The sequence below is a fragment of the Kangiella marina genome (genome assembly GCF_039541235.1).
GTDB lineage: Bacteria > Pseudomonadota > Gammaproteobacteria > Enterobacterales > Kangiellaceae > Kangiella > Kangiella marina.
Genome location: NZ_BAABFV010000001.1, coordinates 1,037,388 through 1,051,609, shown reverse-complemented (window position 1 = coordinate 1,051,609; position 14,222 = coordinate 1,037,388). Strand labels below are relative to the sequence as shown.

15 protein-coding genes are annotated in these 14,222 nt (G+C 41.6%); 12 read left to right on the top strand and 3 right to left on the bottom strand.

Features of this window, described 5'->3' with window-relative positions:
- The first annotated feature begins 77 nt into the window (after nucleotides 1-77).
- From typA to dtd, 3 genes are all read left to right on the top strand, one after another.
- A complete protein-coding gene (gene typA / locus ABD943_RS04590; RefSeq protein ID WP_345291999.1) occupies nucleotides 78-1,898 on the top strand; it encodes a translational GTPase TypA in 1,821 nt (606 codons plus the stop codon).
- 110 nt (nucleotides 1,899-2,008) lie between these two features.
- Nucleotides 2,009-2,380, top strand: a complete 372-nt coding sequence (locus tag ABD943_RS04585) for a hypothetical protein (protein ID WP_345291998.1) — start codon at nucleotides 2,009-2,011, stop codon at nucleotides 2,378-2,380.
- A 15-nt stretch (nucleotides 2,381-2,395) separates the two neighbouring features.
- Nucleotides 2,396-2,833, top strand: coding sequence for a D-aminoacyl-tRNA deacylase (gene dtd / locus ABD943_RS04580; RefSeq protein WP_345291997.1), 438 nt, complete (start codon nucleotides 2,396-2,398; stop codon nucleotides 2,831-2,833).
- Nucleotides 2,834-2,835: 2 nt separating this feature from the next.
- Here dtd and ABD943_RS04575 read toward each other — a convergent pair whose 3' ends face one another.
- From ABD943_RS04575 to ABD943_RS04565, 3 genes are read right to left on the bottom strand one after another with little or no spacing between them, the layout of a single operon-like run.
- Entirely contained in the window at nucleotides 2,836-3,387 is a 552-nt protein-coding gene (locus ABD943_RS04575; RefSeq protein WP_345291996.1) for an SRPBCC family protein, read from the bottom strand.
- Between the two features lie 42 nt (nucleotides 3,388-3,429).
- Nucleotides 3,430-5,310: an MFS transporter gene (locus tag ABD943_RS04570; RefSeq protein ID WP_345291995.1), complete on the bottom strand. Its 1,881-nt coding sequence runs from the start codon at nucleotides 5,308-5,310 to the stop codon at nucleotides 3,430-3,432.
- Nucleotides 5,311-5,325: 15 nt separating this feature from the next.
- On the bottom strand, nucleotides 5,326-6,135 hold the full coding sequence (locus ABD943_RS04565) for a TatD family hydrolase (RefSeq protein WP_345291994.1): 810 nt from the start codon (nucleotides 6,133-6,135) through the stop codon (nucleotides 5,326-5,328).
- A gap of 107 nt (nucleotides 6,136-6,242) precedes the next feature.
- Between ABD943_RS04565 and ABD943_RS04560 the strand changes: the two genes are divergently transcribed.
- The 9 genes from ABD943_RS04560 (at nucleotide 6,243) to ABD943_RS04520 (ending at nucleotide 14,086) form a co-directional block, all read left to right on the top strand.
- Entirely contained in the window at nucleotides 6,243-7,289 is a 1,047-nt protein-coding gene (locus tag ABD943_RS04560) for an AI-2E family transporter (protein ID WP_345291993.1), read from the top strand.
- 497 nt (nucleotides 7,290-7,786) lie between these two features.
- Nucleotides 7,787-8,215, top strand: coding sequence for a hypothetical protein (locus ABD943_RS04555; RefSeq protein WP_345291992.1), 429 nt, complete (start codon nucleotides 7,787-7,789; stop codon nucleotides 8,213-8,215).
- On the top strand, nucleotides 8,205-8,354 hold the full coding sequence (locus ABD943_RS04550; RefSeq protein WP_345291991.1) for a hypothetical protein: 150 nt from the start codon (nucleotides 8,205-8,207) through the stop codon (nucleotides 8,352-8,354). The genes ABD943_RS04555 and ABD943_RS04550 overlap by 11 nt, the downstream gene beginning before the upstream one ends.
- A 408-nt stretch (nucleotides 8,355-8,762) precedes the next feature.
- The gene (locus ABD943_RS04545) at nucleotides 8,763-9,554 is read left to right on the top strand and encodes an ApaLI family restriction endonuclease (RefSeq protein ID WP_345291990.1); all 792 of its coding nucleotides are present in this window, start codon (nucleotides 8,763-8,765) and stop codon (nucleotides 9,552-9,554) included.
- Nucleotides 9,547-10,734 carry a DNA methyltransferase gene (locus ABD943_RS04540; protein ID WP_345291989.1) on the top strand — a complete coding sequence of 396 codons (1,188 nt, stop codon included), beginning with the start codon at nucleotides 9,547-9,549 and terminating at the stop codon, nucleotides 10,732-10,734. The genes ABD943_RS04545 and ABD943_RS04540 overlap by 8 nt, the downstream gene beginning before the upstream one ends.
- 87 nt (nucleotides 10,735-10,821) lie before the next feature.
- On the top strand, nucleotides 10,822-11,310 hold the full coding sequence (locus ABD943_RS04535) for a P-loop NTPase family protein (RefSeq protein WP_345291988.1): 489 nt from the start codon (nucleotides 10,822-10,824) through the stop codon (nucleotides 11,308-11,310).
- Between the two features lie 126 nt (nucleotides 11,311-11,436).
- Nucleotides 11,437-11,868: a hypothetical protein gene (locus tag ABD943_RS04530; protein WP_345291987.1), complete on the top strand. Its 432-nt coding sequence runs from the start codon at nucleotides 11,437-11,439 to the stop codon at nucleotides 11,866-11,868.
- A 125-nt stretch (nucleotides 11,869-11,993) separates the two neighbouring features.
- The gene (locus ABD943_RS04525) at nucleotides 11,994-12,278 is read left to right on the top strand and encodes a hypothetical protein (protein WP_345291986.1); all 285 of its coding nucleotides are present in this window, start codon (nucleotides 11,994-11,996) and stop codon (nucleotides 12,276-12,278) included.
- Nucleotides 12,279-12,589: 311 nt separating this feature from the next.
- Nucleotides 12,590-14,086, top strand: coding sequence for a serine hydrolase domain-containing protein (locus ABD943_RS04520; protein ID WP_345291985.1), 1,497 nt, complete (start codon nucleotides 12,590-12,592; stop codon nucleotides 14,084-14,086).
- The last annotated feature ends 136 nt before the right edge of the window (nucleotides 14,087-14,222 follow it).

The window sequence follows — 14,222 nt, the reverse complement described above, 5'->3', positions numbered from 1 at the left end:
TTATTTTCTGTGCGAACCGTTCTATCTAGTATAGAATGGCGCCAATTTTTTGCGCATACCAATTTGTAGAGACATTTATGATAGAGAAGTTACGAAATATCGCCATTATTGCTCACGTTGACCACGGTAAGACGACCTTGGTTGATAAGCTTTTAGAGCAATCAGGCACGTTAGGTGAGCGAGCAGGCGAGCAAGACCGTGTGATGGACTCTAACGACCTAGAAAAAGAGCGTGGTATTACGATTCTCGCTAAAAACACGGCGATTGAGTGGAAAGATTATCGGATTAATATCGTCGATACTCCTGGACACGCCGATTTCGGCGGTGAAGTTGAGCGTGTGATGTCGATGGTGGACTCGGTTCTGCTATTGGTCGATGCTCAAGAAGGGCCAATGCCTCAAACGCGCTTTGTGACGCAAAAAGCATTTGCTCAAGGCTTAAAGCCAATCCTAGTGATCAACAAAATTGATAAGCCGGGTGCACGCCCAGACTGGGTTATGGATCAGGTTTTTGATTTGTTTGATAATTTGGGTGCAACCGATGAGCAACTGGATTTTGACGTGGTGTACGCCTCTGCGCTAAACGGTTGGGCCAGCAACGACGCTGACGAACAAGGCAAAGACATGCAGCCTCTGTTCGAAACAATCGTCGAAAGCGTATCGCCTCCGCCAGCAAACTCTGAAGGTGGCTTCCAGATGCAGATTTCGCAACTGGACTACAACTCATACGTTGGTGTTATCGGCGTTGGACGTATCAAGCGTGGTAAGGTCAAAGTGAACCAGCAAGTGACTGTTATTTCAGCAGACGGTACCAAGCGAAACGGTAAAGTAGGCCAAGTTTTAGGCTACATGGGGTTAGATCGCCATGAAGTTAAAGACGCTGATGCGGGTGATATTATCGCTATTTCTGGGCTTGGTGATCTGAAGATTTCAGACACTATCTGCGATCCAAATATGGTTGAAGCACTACCACCGTTGTCGGTCGATGAGCCAACAGTGACCATGACCTTCCAAGTTAATACGTCTCCATTCGCGGGCAAAGAAGGTAAGTTTGTAACGTCGCGTAATATCCTTGAGCGCTTACAGCAAGAATTGGTGCATAACGTTGCGTTGCGCGTTGAAGAAACGGATGATCCGGACAAGTTCCGTGTCTCTGGGCGTGGTGAGCTTCACTTGGGTATCTTGATTGAGAATATGCGCCGTGAGGGGTATGAGTTAGCCGTATCACGTCCTGAAGTTATTATTCACGATGTTGACGGACAACTTGAAGAACCGTACGAGACTGTCACCATTGATGTTCAGGAAGAGCACCAAGGTAGCGTGATGGAGCGTATGGGTGAGCGTAAGGCTGAAATGACTAACATGTCGCCAGACGGTAAAGGTCGTATTCGTTTAGACTTTATGATGCCAAGTCGTGGTCTGATCGGCTTCCAAACCGAATTCTTGACGCTGACGTCTGGTAGCGGATTGATTTACCACACCTTTGACCATTATGGTCCATTCAAAGGCGGCGAAATCGGTCAGCGCAGTAATGGTGTATTGATTGCAAACTCGCAAGGTAAAGCTTTAACAAATGCTTTGTTTAACCTGCAAGAGCGTGGTCGCTTGTTCACTAAGCATGGTGATGCGGTTTACGAAGGTCAGATCGTTGGGATTCATAGCCGTTCTAATGACTTAACAGTGAACTGCCTTAAAGGTAAGCAGTTAACTAACGTTCGTGCGTCGGGTACTGATGAGTCGCAGGTGTTAACGCCACCTATCAAGCTAACGCTTGAGCAAGCACTGGAATTTATTAACGATGATGAGCTGGTTGAAGTAACGCCTGAAAGCATTCGTCTCCGCAAGAAACATCTGACGGAGAGTGAGCGTAAACGTGCTTCTCGACCACCGAAAAGTTAATCGCTAGTCTTATCAAAAACCGCTGCATTGTCAGCGGTTTTTTTATGCTGAAACTTTTTCCCGCTATGCTATAGTTGTGAGCAAAACAAATGATAAGGGTAGGTTTGCACATGCTTAAGGCAGTTGTGTATTTTTCAGCGATAGCAGGTCTTACAATTCTAAGCGGCTGTAGCTCAAACGGTGGTAATGATACGTTAAAAACCATCAGTAAACTGTTAGGGGGTCAACCGGATCAATCGGTCTTCAAAGATACAACAGTAAAAGAAGAGCTTGAGTATGAGTATCGGGTATGTCTCGGAGACAATGACGGTCAGCAAGAAGCGATGAGACAGTGTATGCAAGAAGCTTATGCCAAGGTTGTTGAAGAGAAGGGCATCGGTGAGCGACCTAAAGACGGTGAAGTCATTATTAAAGAAGTCGGTGATGATGAAGTTATTAATGATAGCTCAAATGAAACTGACGAGACAGATGACGATAACTAAATCGTTTAATTCATTATGATTGCATTAATTCAACGGGTGACCGAGTCAAAAGTCGTCGTCGATGGTGAAACCATTGGCGCGATTAATCAGGGGATCATGGCGCTGATCGGCGTCGAAAAAGAAGATGATCAAGCCAAAGCCGACAAGTTACTTAAGAAACTGCTCGGCTACCGCATCTTTTCTGATGAAGACGATAAAATGAACTTGTCGCTAGAGTCTATTGCTGGCGGCTTGTTACTGGTACCACAGTTTACCTTAGCCGCGGATACCAATAGTGGGATGCGACCGAGTTTCTCAAGCGCTGCCCCGCCTGCACAAGGTGAAGCGTTATTTGATTACTTGGTTCTTCGTGCTAAGGAGGCTTATTCAAACGTCGAGATGGGGAAGTTTGGAGCCGATATGAAGGTCCATCTGATCAATGATGGACCGGTTACTTTTCGTTTGCAGGTTTAGGCCTACTCTGTAGTATATTCGAGTTCGTCTGGCTTAGATTCTTCAATCAAGGTTTTAAGTTGTTCAAGGTTATATTGATGACCTTGATCAATGGTTGAGCTAAGTAGGAACAGTAAGGCATTTTGGACGATTCCTCGCCCGGTATAATCTAAGCGCAAGTCAATTGTGGTTGTGCCATTTCCAGTGTCTACAAAAGTGGCGTTGCTAGTACCTTCTAACCACTGGTTGTCATAGTTGTAACGAATCAGCTCGCTAGGTTTAAACTCGACTAAGGTTTGATCTAACGTGGTAATTTCGCCAGAACCCGTCGTAAACTTCAAACGATGCTTATTACCAATCTCATTCATCTGGCCCTCTAATTGCTCCAGAGCCTGAAAGTTAGTCATCCACCGTTTATACAGCAGCGGATTGTTGTACACCGCGAACACCTGATGTTTCGGCGCGTTAATTTCAATGCTGGCTTTACTTTGATAATCAGTTTTAAAGATGCCAATCGCAACGAGCGTTAACAAAATGACGCCAATAACAATAAAAAAGTACTTAACAAATTTCATGGTTGTTCTGCCTAAAAAGTTCTATGCTTAAATATGGTTAGGTTAAGGTTTGTCGTTCCTTAGCTCTTTAACCATAGTATACAAGTGTTCTTTGGTCGCTTCATCTGGAGATATCGGTTTAGCCACAACTAACGACACTTTTGTGCGTAACCGCTTCACTCTATCAAGGAACTTATTGACCTTCTTGCGACTGAATAAGCTATGCCACAAACCTTGCAGCGCCATCGGCACGACCGGAACAGGAGACTTTTCAAGAATGCGTTCGATACCGGACTTAAAGTCATTCATATCGCCATCTGAGGTGAGTTTTCCTTCAGGGAAAATACAAACCACTTCACCTTGATCAAGCGCCTCTGCAATCGTGTACATGGCTTCATTGAGTAATTCTGGGTCTTCCTTATGTCCAGCAATAGGGATCGCTTTCGCTGTCCTAAAAATGAAACTAAGTAGTGGAATTTTAAAGATCTTGTGGTACATCACAAAACGAATTGGACGTCTCACGGTGCCACCAATAATCAACGCATCAACATAGCTGACGTGGTTACACACCACAACACAAGCACCTTCTTCCGGTATATTCTCTAATCCAGTTTTCTTAACTCTGTAAACCGTATTGATCAAAATCCAAATCAGAAACCGCATTAAGAACTCAGGGATCAGACTGAATATATAAATCGCGACAACTGCGTTAAGGATCGCAGTGAGCATGAAGAATTGTGGAATGGTCATGCCATTACCAAGACAGATAGCAGCTAAGGCAGCTGCTATCACCATGAAAAAGGCGTTAAGAATATTATTACCTGCAATAACGCGAGATAAGTGTGATTTGTCACAGCGCTCTTGAACTAGGGCATAAAGAGGAACAATATAGAACCCACCGAAGATACCGACAAATGCACAGTTAAGAAGCGTTCTAACCGCACCTTCTTGGCTTAGAAAGGCAGAAGGGCCAAGCTCACCGAGATAACTGCTGGTAGGGTTGGCAAAATAAATATCCAGCGCAAACCATGTCATACCGATTGCCCCAAAGGGTACGAGACCGAGTTCAACTTTTCGGCCAGATAAAAACTCACAAAGCGCCGAGCCAACACCAATTCCTACGGAAAAAGTGGCCAAGATCATGGTTGCCACATTCTCGTTCCCATTTAAACTGACTTTAGTGAAGTTAGGGATTTGGGTTAGGAAAACAGCCCCATAAAACCAAAACCATGAAATTCCTAAAATGGATAAGAAGACTACTCGGTTCGCTCGTGCATATTGAAAGGTACGCCAAGTTTCGGTGACAGGGTTCCAGTTTATTTTTAGATAAGGCTGTGCCGACGGTGTTTCCGGAATCCGCCTACTGGCTAAGTAGCCAGACGCGGAAACAACCAGTAGTAGAACTGATAAAATTTGAACGCCCAGATCATCAAAGCCAATTAAAACGCCACCGATAACGGTACCGATAATGATCGATAAGAAAGTGCCCATTTCAACTAAGCCATTGCCGCCCAGTAACTCTTTGTCAGATAGGTGTTGAGGCAAAATGCTATACTTTATTGGACCAAACAGACTCGACTGAAAGCCCATAAGGAACAGTATGCCGAGTAAGAACCAAATGTTATTCAGATAGAAGCCTAGGACGGCTAAAATCATAATAACAATTTCCAGGACTTTAATTTTTCTGATCAGGGCTGACTTTTCATATTTCTCAGCAATCTGTCCCGCTGTTGCTGAAAATAAGAAGAAAGGGATGATAAAAAGCCCAGCAGCAATGTTATTAAGGAGATCAGAGTTTAACCCTAATTCATCACCAGCCCGAAAAGCGATAAAGATTAATAAAGCACTTTTAAAAATATTATCATTTAAAGCGCCCAAGGCTTGGGTGATAAAAAATGATGAAAAGAACTTTTGTTTAAATAATGAAAATTGATTTTGTGCCATTAATCGGTTCCTTGGCTATTGTTGTTTTATCGGCAGGTTAAAGAAGGCCACGGTATTATTAAAGCAATTTTTCGATAACTCTAATAAAGATTGCTCGCGACAGCTGGCAATTTTTTGTGCAATGTGGGGCAATAAAAATGGTTCATTACGATTACTCTTGAGCTGAGATTTTTGCTCTTTAGTCAAATCTCTTGGTGTTAAAAACGGAGCGTCCGTTTCAATCATCAGCTTGTCGTCTGGAATTAAGTGCACCATCTCTGCAAGCGCTTGACCTCTACGTTCGTCGCAGATCCAGCCTGTAATGCCAATATACAGGCCCATATCAATATAGGTTTCGAGGCTTTTCTGACTTCCTGTAAAACAGTGTATTACTGCCTTGGGAAGTTTAGATTGATATTGCTTCAATAAAGCAATCATGGCGTCGCCAGCATCCCGTTCGTGGAGAAACAGTGGTTTCTGAACCTCACAAGCGAGTTGGATTTGTTGCTCGAAAACTTTGAGTTGGGTGTCTTGGGGTGAAAAATTACGATTAAAATCGAGCCCACATTCACCAACCGCTACCACAGTATCGTGCTGCAGTAACGCTTTTAACGCTCTTAGGTCTTGGTCTTGAAAATCTTTAGCGTCATGCGGGTGACAGCCTGCGGTTGAATAGAGATCGGGGTATTCACGCGCTAGCGCTAATGCTTGTTGGCTTTCTTGGAGCGATGTCCCGGTAAGAATTTGCGTGATAACATTATGCTGACGTGCTGTCTCGATGACCTGTTCATAGTCATCATTAAAGCGATTGTTAGTAAGATTAACTCCGATATCAATAAAGGACATAAATTTGCAGTTTTAGCTTGTAGACTTGTGATTTTACTGTCTTGTTATAAACTATTTTGACAAGAAATGATACTTGCTACCAAAGACCAATTATTACAGGGAACCCTATGTCATCAGATATGAGTCGTGTCACCAACGTTTTACTGGCGATCGCTGCTACTTTTATTGTTATTGCGGGCCTGAAGGCCGCCAGTAGCTTTGTGGTGCCAGTTATCTTGTCCTTATTTGTATCGATTATCTTGGGCCCACTTTACTTCTTCCTTGCAAACTTAAAAATTCCAAAAATCGACAAAACGATTCCGGACTGGTTAGCGATGATTCTTGTGGTAGTTATCATGTCGCTGCTATTCTTCTTGATCGGACGGTTAGTCGGGAACTCAGTAGAGCAATTTTCGGCGAAGCTGCCTGAGTATGAAATTATGCTCAGAGCCAAGCTTGCTGGGGCCATGACATGGCTAGAAGGACTTGGTTTTAATATCCCAGAAGCATCATTAGCGGAACGTTTTTCACCGAGCACGGTAATGAGTCTTTCAGCTTCTGTGCTAAACGGCTTGGGGGGCATGCTGAGTAATTTGTTCTTAATCGTTTTGACTTCGATTTTCTTACTGATGGAAGCCAGTGTCTTCGGCGAAAAAATGCAACGTGCCTTCCCAAGCGCCGAAAGCAAAGCGCATTTAGGCTTAAGCGAAGTGATCGACAAAATAAAGCGATACGCCACCATTAAGTCGATCGTCAGCTTACTAACCGGCGCGTTAATCAGTGTGTGGTTGGTGATTTTAGACGTCGAGTACCCGTTCCTGTGGGGCCTGGTCGCCTTTATGTTTAATTTCGTGCCTAATATCGGATCGATTATCGCCGCCGTACCAGCGGTGATTATGGCCTGGTTAACCCAAGACTCGATCACCACACCGCTGCTGGTCGCTGCGGGTTACTTAACCGTTAACTTTGTCGTTGGTAATATCGTCGAACCTAAATTTATGGGTAAAGGACTCGGCTTATCGACGCTCGTCGTATTCCTATCCTTACTATTCTGGGGCTGGGTCTTAGGGCCAGTAGGAATGTTACTGTCAGTACCACTGACCATCATCGTCAAAATCATCCTCGACAGTAATAAAGAAACCCAATGGATCGGCATTATGCTGGGTGATAAGTGACCAGTATGATTCATTGTTAATGAACCGTACTGGTCATCCCCGCGCAGGCGGGGATCTCGTATAGACTTGTTGTGTACTATGATTGGACCCAAGCCATGTCATCCTGAGCTAGACTCAAGAGCTTGTGTGGGCTTGCCGTGAACTTTATTTTTCTTCGAAAGACACTGGCTCCCGCGGTAAGCGACTGAAGGAATTGCCAGTGGTGCCAGGGGATGACAAAAAAGGGATGCCACATCTACGAGGCTTTGACTCTGCTTGGAGCTTAAAGTAGTCTCTATATAAATATTAAACAATAAGTTAAGAATACAGGAATAAGGCTGTAGGATAATCGCCATTTAGTACACATTTTATTGGAATTCCGAGCGATACTGCATTACATGGCCGCCTTTACTAGGGTATTGACCACTTTTTTGGAATCCAGAAAATTATTTCTTGAAAATTAGTGAGTTATAAGCGAATTCGGGTATTCTTATGTTATGCGCAAGGAGAATTCGAGAGTGACTGAAGGAAAGCCAGAAATAATTGCAATAGATCATGATGACTATCATGCTCAACATATTGGTATTACAGAAAATGGATTACAGTTCTTTTTAACAAATCCATTTGAGCCAGGCGAATGCGAATACATTGCGCTATTTAAATTTGATCCTAAAGGTAATCTCGTAGATTCTGATATTGAGGCTTTAGGCGCTCGAGGAACATTTTCAGAAGATGAAGCGAGAGAAAAATACTCATCCAAGCTAAATAGCTTAGGAAAAGTTAATTTTCAGAGAATTGAGGTTAAGCCTTTTTCAGTTAAGTTTAATAATACTGATATCGGCCTAATTACGAGAGAACCTGAAGATGATATTTGGGCTGTAGAACTACTTCCCGGCAATTACATGGCATTTTTTGAGCCATGGGATAGTGGTGAGTATGACACGTAAAGCGCATAACAATCAGCGGCAGAGCGACAACCAACGCTACGCACCTTTTGTGTTACTCGCTGGCGCTCAAACATTAACACAAAAGGTGCTCCGCGCTGGCTGCGCCTGCGCTGGGCGTTATGTCACTAAAATGTTGTAGAAAAACAACAAGCTCCAAAAACCTTTTAAAAGACATCTAAACCCAAATGCAATTTCTTAAAATCAGCGTACATTTTGTCCCCAATTGTTCAATTTCATTGGTGCGTAAATAGGGAAAAGCAGGTCGTTCTTCAGCTATATCAGCGTCAACTTCGTTGGTAAGATTCTTATAGAATCATCCAGCGTAACCAACTTTCAAATTGTTGGGTGCTTTTGGGGCCGGTTATGGCTAGAATTTGGGTTATAGGTTGCTGCTGCTTCATTGCAAGTTTAAGAGCATTTAAAAGACAGTCTGCGCTAAAGCTGTCAGCAACATAACAAAAGGTTCAAACTGACGCCTGGCGGCGCAGTTTAACCAAACGTTAGCTTCAAAATCCACATCGCATTTATAACCAGCTCAGGAAGTTTCATGAAAGTTGAAAAAATGAACAAAAAGGAACTTGATGAATATTGCAAGTCATTAGGTATTGATATCAAAAAGAAGAAAAAGACGGAGCTTATCGCCGCAGTGTATGCTCTTGAAAGAGAGATAATTGATAGTGCAATCGTCAGTGGAACTTGCCTGAAGTTACTAAAAGAAAAAATTGGCAAGCTTTCTGATGAATATGCGAGCAATTTAAAGAGTAAAATTGTCGCACGCAAAGAGGAAATGAAAGAGGATGATAATTCTCACTATCTTATATATCGAGTATTAGGCATCCCACATGGAGAAGGTGTTTTAATCGACGAATATCAGAATACAGGCCGATTTTTATATAAGTATGCAGGATCATTCTTGGAAGAAGCCGCAACTTTATGTATGTTCTTCTCAAACAGTCAGGGCGGTAAAACCCTAGTCGAGAATACCCTTGGTTCAAAGCCAAAAACATTTGAAATTGATTTTCTTAATGGTTCAGACGCCGTAGAGCTAAAGTGGAGAGATGCTACAACTGACGGTGATCATATTACCAAAGAACATACACGCGTAAAGGTCATAAAATCACATGGTTATAAGCCTGTTCGTGTTATGTTCTACTACCCTCAGAGGGAGCAGGCTATTAAAATACAAGAAACATTGAAAACCATCTACGCAGGCGTAGATGGTGAATACTATGCCGGCGATGAGGCTTGGGATTATCTGGAGAAAGTTAGCGGATATGATCTCAAGGCGATCTTAACGGAAATAGCTGATAAACGAGATAAAGAAGTAACGAATGATTAATACAATTCTGAACGGTGATTGCCTAGATCAAATGAGGTCTATAGAGAAAAACTCTATAGACCTCATTTATCTTGATCCGCCATTTTTTACAGAAAGAAAACATACTCTAAAAAATAGAGAGCGCACAAAAGAATTCAGCTTTGATGATAGCTGGGGCAGTGATAGAGGTTATGCTGAGTTTTTGAAAAAACGCATAGAAATTATGCACTCTTTGCTGAAAGAGTCAGGATCAATATTTGTACACTGCGATAAGAGTGGTGAACATATTGTTCGCGCAATATTAGATCAGGTATTTGGCTCAGATAATTTTCAATCAGAAATCATCTGGTTTTATAAAAGATGGTCTAACTCAAAAAAAGGACTTCTTCCCAGTCATCAAAATATCTATTTCTATTCAAAGTCGAAAAAATTTAAGTTTAAAAAAATTTTTACGGCTTACTCGGAAACAACCAACATCGATCAAATTCTACAAAGAAGAACTAGAGATGAGCACAATAAGTCTATATACGACAAAGACAGTTCTGGAAATGTAAAAAATGGAGATAGGAAAAAAGGGGTGCCATTAAGTGACGTCTGGGAAATTCCTTATTTAAACCCAAAGGCAAAAGAAAGAGTAGGGTATCCAACTCAAAAGCCACTTTTACTTCTTGAACAAATCATCAAACTAGTAACTGAAGAAGGAGATTTGGTTCTAGATCCTTTTTGTGGCAGCGGAACCACCTGTGTTGCGTCAAAGCTTTTAAACCGAAACTATATTGGTATCGATGAGTCATTAGATGCTGTCGAGCTAACTAAAGAACGTTTAGGTAACCCTATAAAAACAGAGTCAAACCTTTTAAAAAACGGCAGAGAGTCATATGTAAATGTGGATACAACAGCGTTGAATCTGTTGGCGGGAATAGAGTTTAACCCTGTTCAAAGGAATAAGGGAATAGATGCAATTCTTGTAGAACAATATATGAATGCTCCCGTATTGATTCGTGTTCAAAAGAAAAACGAGACCATAGAAGAGGCTGCCTTTCTTTTAGAAAAAGCGATGAAAACCAAAAAATCTAAACGATCCATTTTGGTAAAAACGTCTTCAGACGAAGAGTTATTTGATACAGAACTAGATGTAGAAGGCATGGAAATTATCCTCTCGCCTGCATTGCAAGTATCGGCTCTAATGAAAAAAAGCTAACAAGGCGCTGCACTCGGACAAAATTACGCTGCGCTCCATTTTGCCGGTGAGCGCGGCGTTATGTGCCATTAATGCTTCGGAGAAATTTTGAGAAAAATTCTAGTTTTTGGGAATTCGGGTTCTGGTAAATCCACATTCGCTAAGCGTACTTCATCGAAGCTCGGCTTGGCGCATTTGGATTTAGATACTTTGGCATGGCTTCCGAAAACACCGCCTCAAAGAATGCCCATTCAGAAATCTAAAGAGAAAATTGACGTTTTCCTTTGTGAACATGAAAATTGGATAATTGAAGGTTGCTATACCGATTTGCTAGAGCTTCTGAAGAATGAAGCCTCGGAGGTTGTGTTTATGGATCTAACTATCGAGCAATGTATCGCCAACGCCAAGAATCGTCCATGGGAGCCGCACAAGTACGAGTCTAAAGAGGCGCAGGACTCCAATTTGAATATGCTTATAAATTGGATTAGAGAGTATAAAACAAGATCTGATTCATTCTCCTATGAATCGCATCGTAGGTTTTACGAATCGTTCCCAGGAAAAAAGGTAGTCTATACCGAGAATCAAGGCTGCACATAACAAGCAGCGGGAGAGCGACAGCCAACACTACGCGTCTTTTGTGTTACTCGCTGTCGCTCAAACATTAACACAAAAGGCGCTCCGCGTTGGCTGCGCCTGCGCTGGGCGTTAAATTTCAGAGGATATATGAAAGCTATTGCTTCAGTCGTTATTGCTTCGTTTGGTTTCTTTGAGGGGGTAAATATTCTTCTTCACTACATTACTGGCTTTTTAGCAGATGACAGTTTTCCTTTATATTTAAGGATGGTGTTTGATCACGGAGTTTACTGGGGGCTGCTATTTACCGGTATACTTGCCTACAAAAATAAAAACTACGCGAAGCACTTTGCTTTGGTTTTAGTTACGTATTGGGCATACATTCACTTTAATCAACTTACTTGGCCTCTAAATAAACCAGGGTTCTTTGGAAATACAGGTTGGTTAGCGTGGAAGCGTGCTATAGATATAGTTAGTGTAGGCGTGGCGTATTCTATTGCCTTATATGCGGCAGTATTTATCCTTTACCGCGAAAATTTAACAACGCGCTCAAGCAAGGACGCCGAAAACGGCGCCACTTAGCAAGGCGTTAGAGGTTAATTGAGTTGAACTACACTATATGGCAAATTATCATAGTTCTGATTGCTTTCGGGATGGTTTTGTTAAGTATGTTTTGTGTGCTTTTTCCGAAAAAACTAGTAGAGAGTATGCCATATCTCGTAACTTCAAAGGTAGCAAGATATAGCGATGTAGCTGTTAGAGTTATGTTGGGAGTTTCACTTATTTTGTCAGCCAACACTGCGAAATATCCGATAGTCTTTAGCTTTGTTGGTTATTTATCTATAGCTGCTGTACTAGCCATAGGAATACTGAATGATAGAAAATTAGAAGGTATTGTTAAATATTTGGGAGAGAAGCTGCCTATTTGGACTGTTCGATTGGTGTGTATTTTTAGTACACTTGGTTTTGCTTTTCTCATTTACGGCATCTAACAAAGTTACCTTTAACTAGTGGTTGGGTCGCGTCTTTTATTAGTTTCTCCAATTAGAGTTTACTACTCTCCTGCTTTTCAAGTTAACGTGATGGGCAAGCAAGTGGTAGTTTCATATAAAACTAATGACGGTTACCCTCAATTTGTTAAATCAATCAAGTATGATCGGTCTAGTAACTGTGCAAAGTATAGCTAACATGTTACTCAAAAGGACGCAAAACGCTTGGCTTGTGCTCCTTTCCTCGCTAATTTTAGTCAAGCAATTATGCGTCCATTAGTGAGGCGTTATGAATTTAAAAGGGTGTATATGAATTGAGTTACGCAAACATAAGTTATCGATTTCGCTGTGCGGTGTTTTTATTTTTTGCTTGTTGTGGTCTGCAAATTAAGGCATCACCTTCTATCAACGCAGAAAGAATTGATAAATATTTATCTGAAAATATACACAGAGGGGTTTCGGCTTCGATTTTAGTTACACAAGGTAACACCACCTTGATCAATAAAGGCTATGGATTAGCTGAAAGAGAAGCGAAGGTAGCTAATTCGCCATTAACAGTTTTCGACATTAGTTCACTAACAAAACAGTTTACAGCGGCTGCAATACTCAAACTGGTTGAAGAAGAAAAGCTTAAGTTAACCGATACGTTAGATGCCTACTTTTTAAAACTGCCGAATGATAAAAAGCATATAACAATACATCAGTTGTTAACTCATACAGCTGGTTTTAAAGAATATCCTGGAAGAGATTTTGACTATGTGTCAAGAGATTCCTACTTCGAGACAGTTTTCTCGAGTGAGTTAGAGTTCAAACCTGGAGAACGTTATAAATATTCAAATGTGGGGTATAGCATTCTTTCCGCAATCATTGAGCAGGTAGCTCAAACGGATTATGAAACATTTTTAAACCAGGTGTTTTTTAAGCCATTAGAGATGAAGCATACTGGATACCTGTTGCCTGATTGGAATACCTTAACGCTTGCTCACGGATATTATGAAGACTTCTATGATCGAGGGACATCGATTGAAAGATATAAAGAAAACGGTGTATCGCGTATTCTCGTAGGGAACGGAGGCTTACAGTCCACTCTATCCGATTTACACAAGTGGCTAGTTGCGCTTGATAATTTCGATATCTTGAGTGAAAAGTCAGTTCGACTGTTGACGGCAAGGCATGTTGAAACTCCAGCCCAGGTTGATGCCTTCCAGAGTTCAACTTACTATGGATATGGCTGGAAAGTAGGAACTTCCACTTATTCAGATCGAGTAATTGCTCATAATGGTAATAATGGAACATTTAGATCTTCTATAATTTGGCGTCCTGAAGAAGAAATATTTATTGTGTTTTTATCAAATACGGAGTCAAAAGGGACATTATGGCTGGCTTACGAAATTGATAAAATGCTGGCAGAAGATGGGTACAAACCTAAACCTGTGGAACTGAATCCATACAGAGTAATTGATGAGTACGTTACGAAAACGAAAACAGTCTCGGGTGTTCAGCTGCTGAACCATTATCAGCTAACAACGGGCAACAAAACTATCAGCTCTGCTGTAATTAATCGCTTGTCGAGGATCTATTTTTATGTCAATAAGCACACAGATTGGGCGTTAGAACTACTTAAGTTGAATGTAAAGTTATTTCCGGATGATGGAAATCTATGGGATAGTTTGGGTGAAGGCTATGTGGAAGTAGGGCAAATAGAATTGGCGATTTCCAGTTTCAAGAAATCGTTGAAGCTGGCGCCTGACGAAAATTGTCACTGGTGTAAAAATGCCCAAGAAAGAATAAGCAATCTAACGAAAAATTAAATTCATAACAAGTTGCTGCACAGGCTTGTTTACTGCTTCGTTTTTGCTAAAACAAGCACCAGAAAACTTTGCCTGTGAGTAAAGCGTTAATTTTCTCTGAGGATTAAAAAAGGCCCTGCTAAGCAGGGCCTAGGGG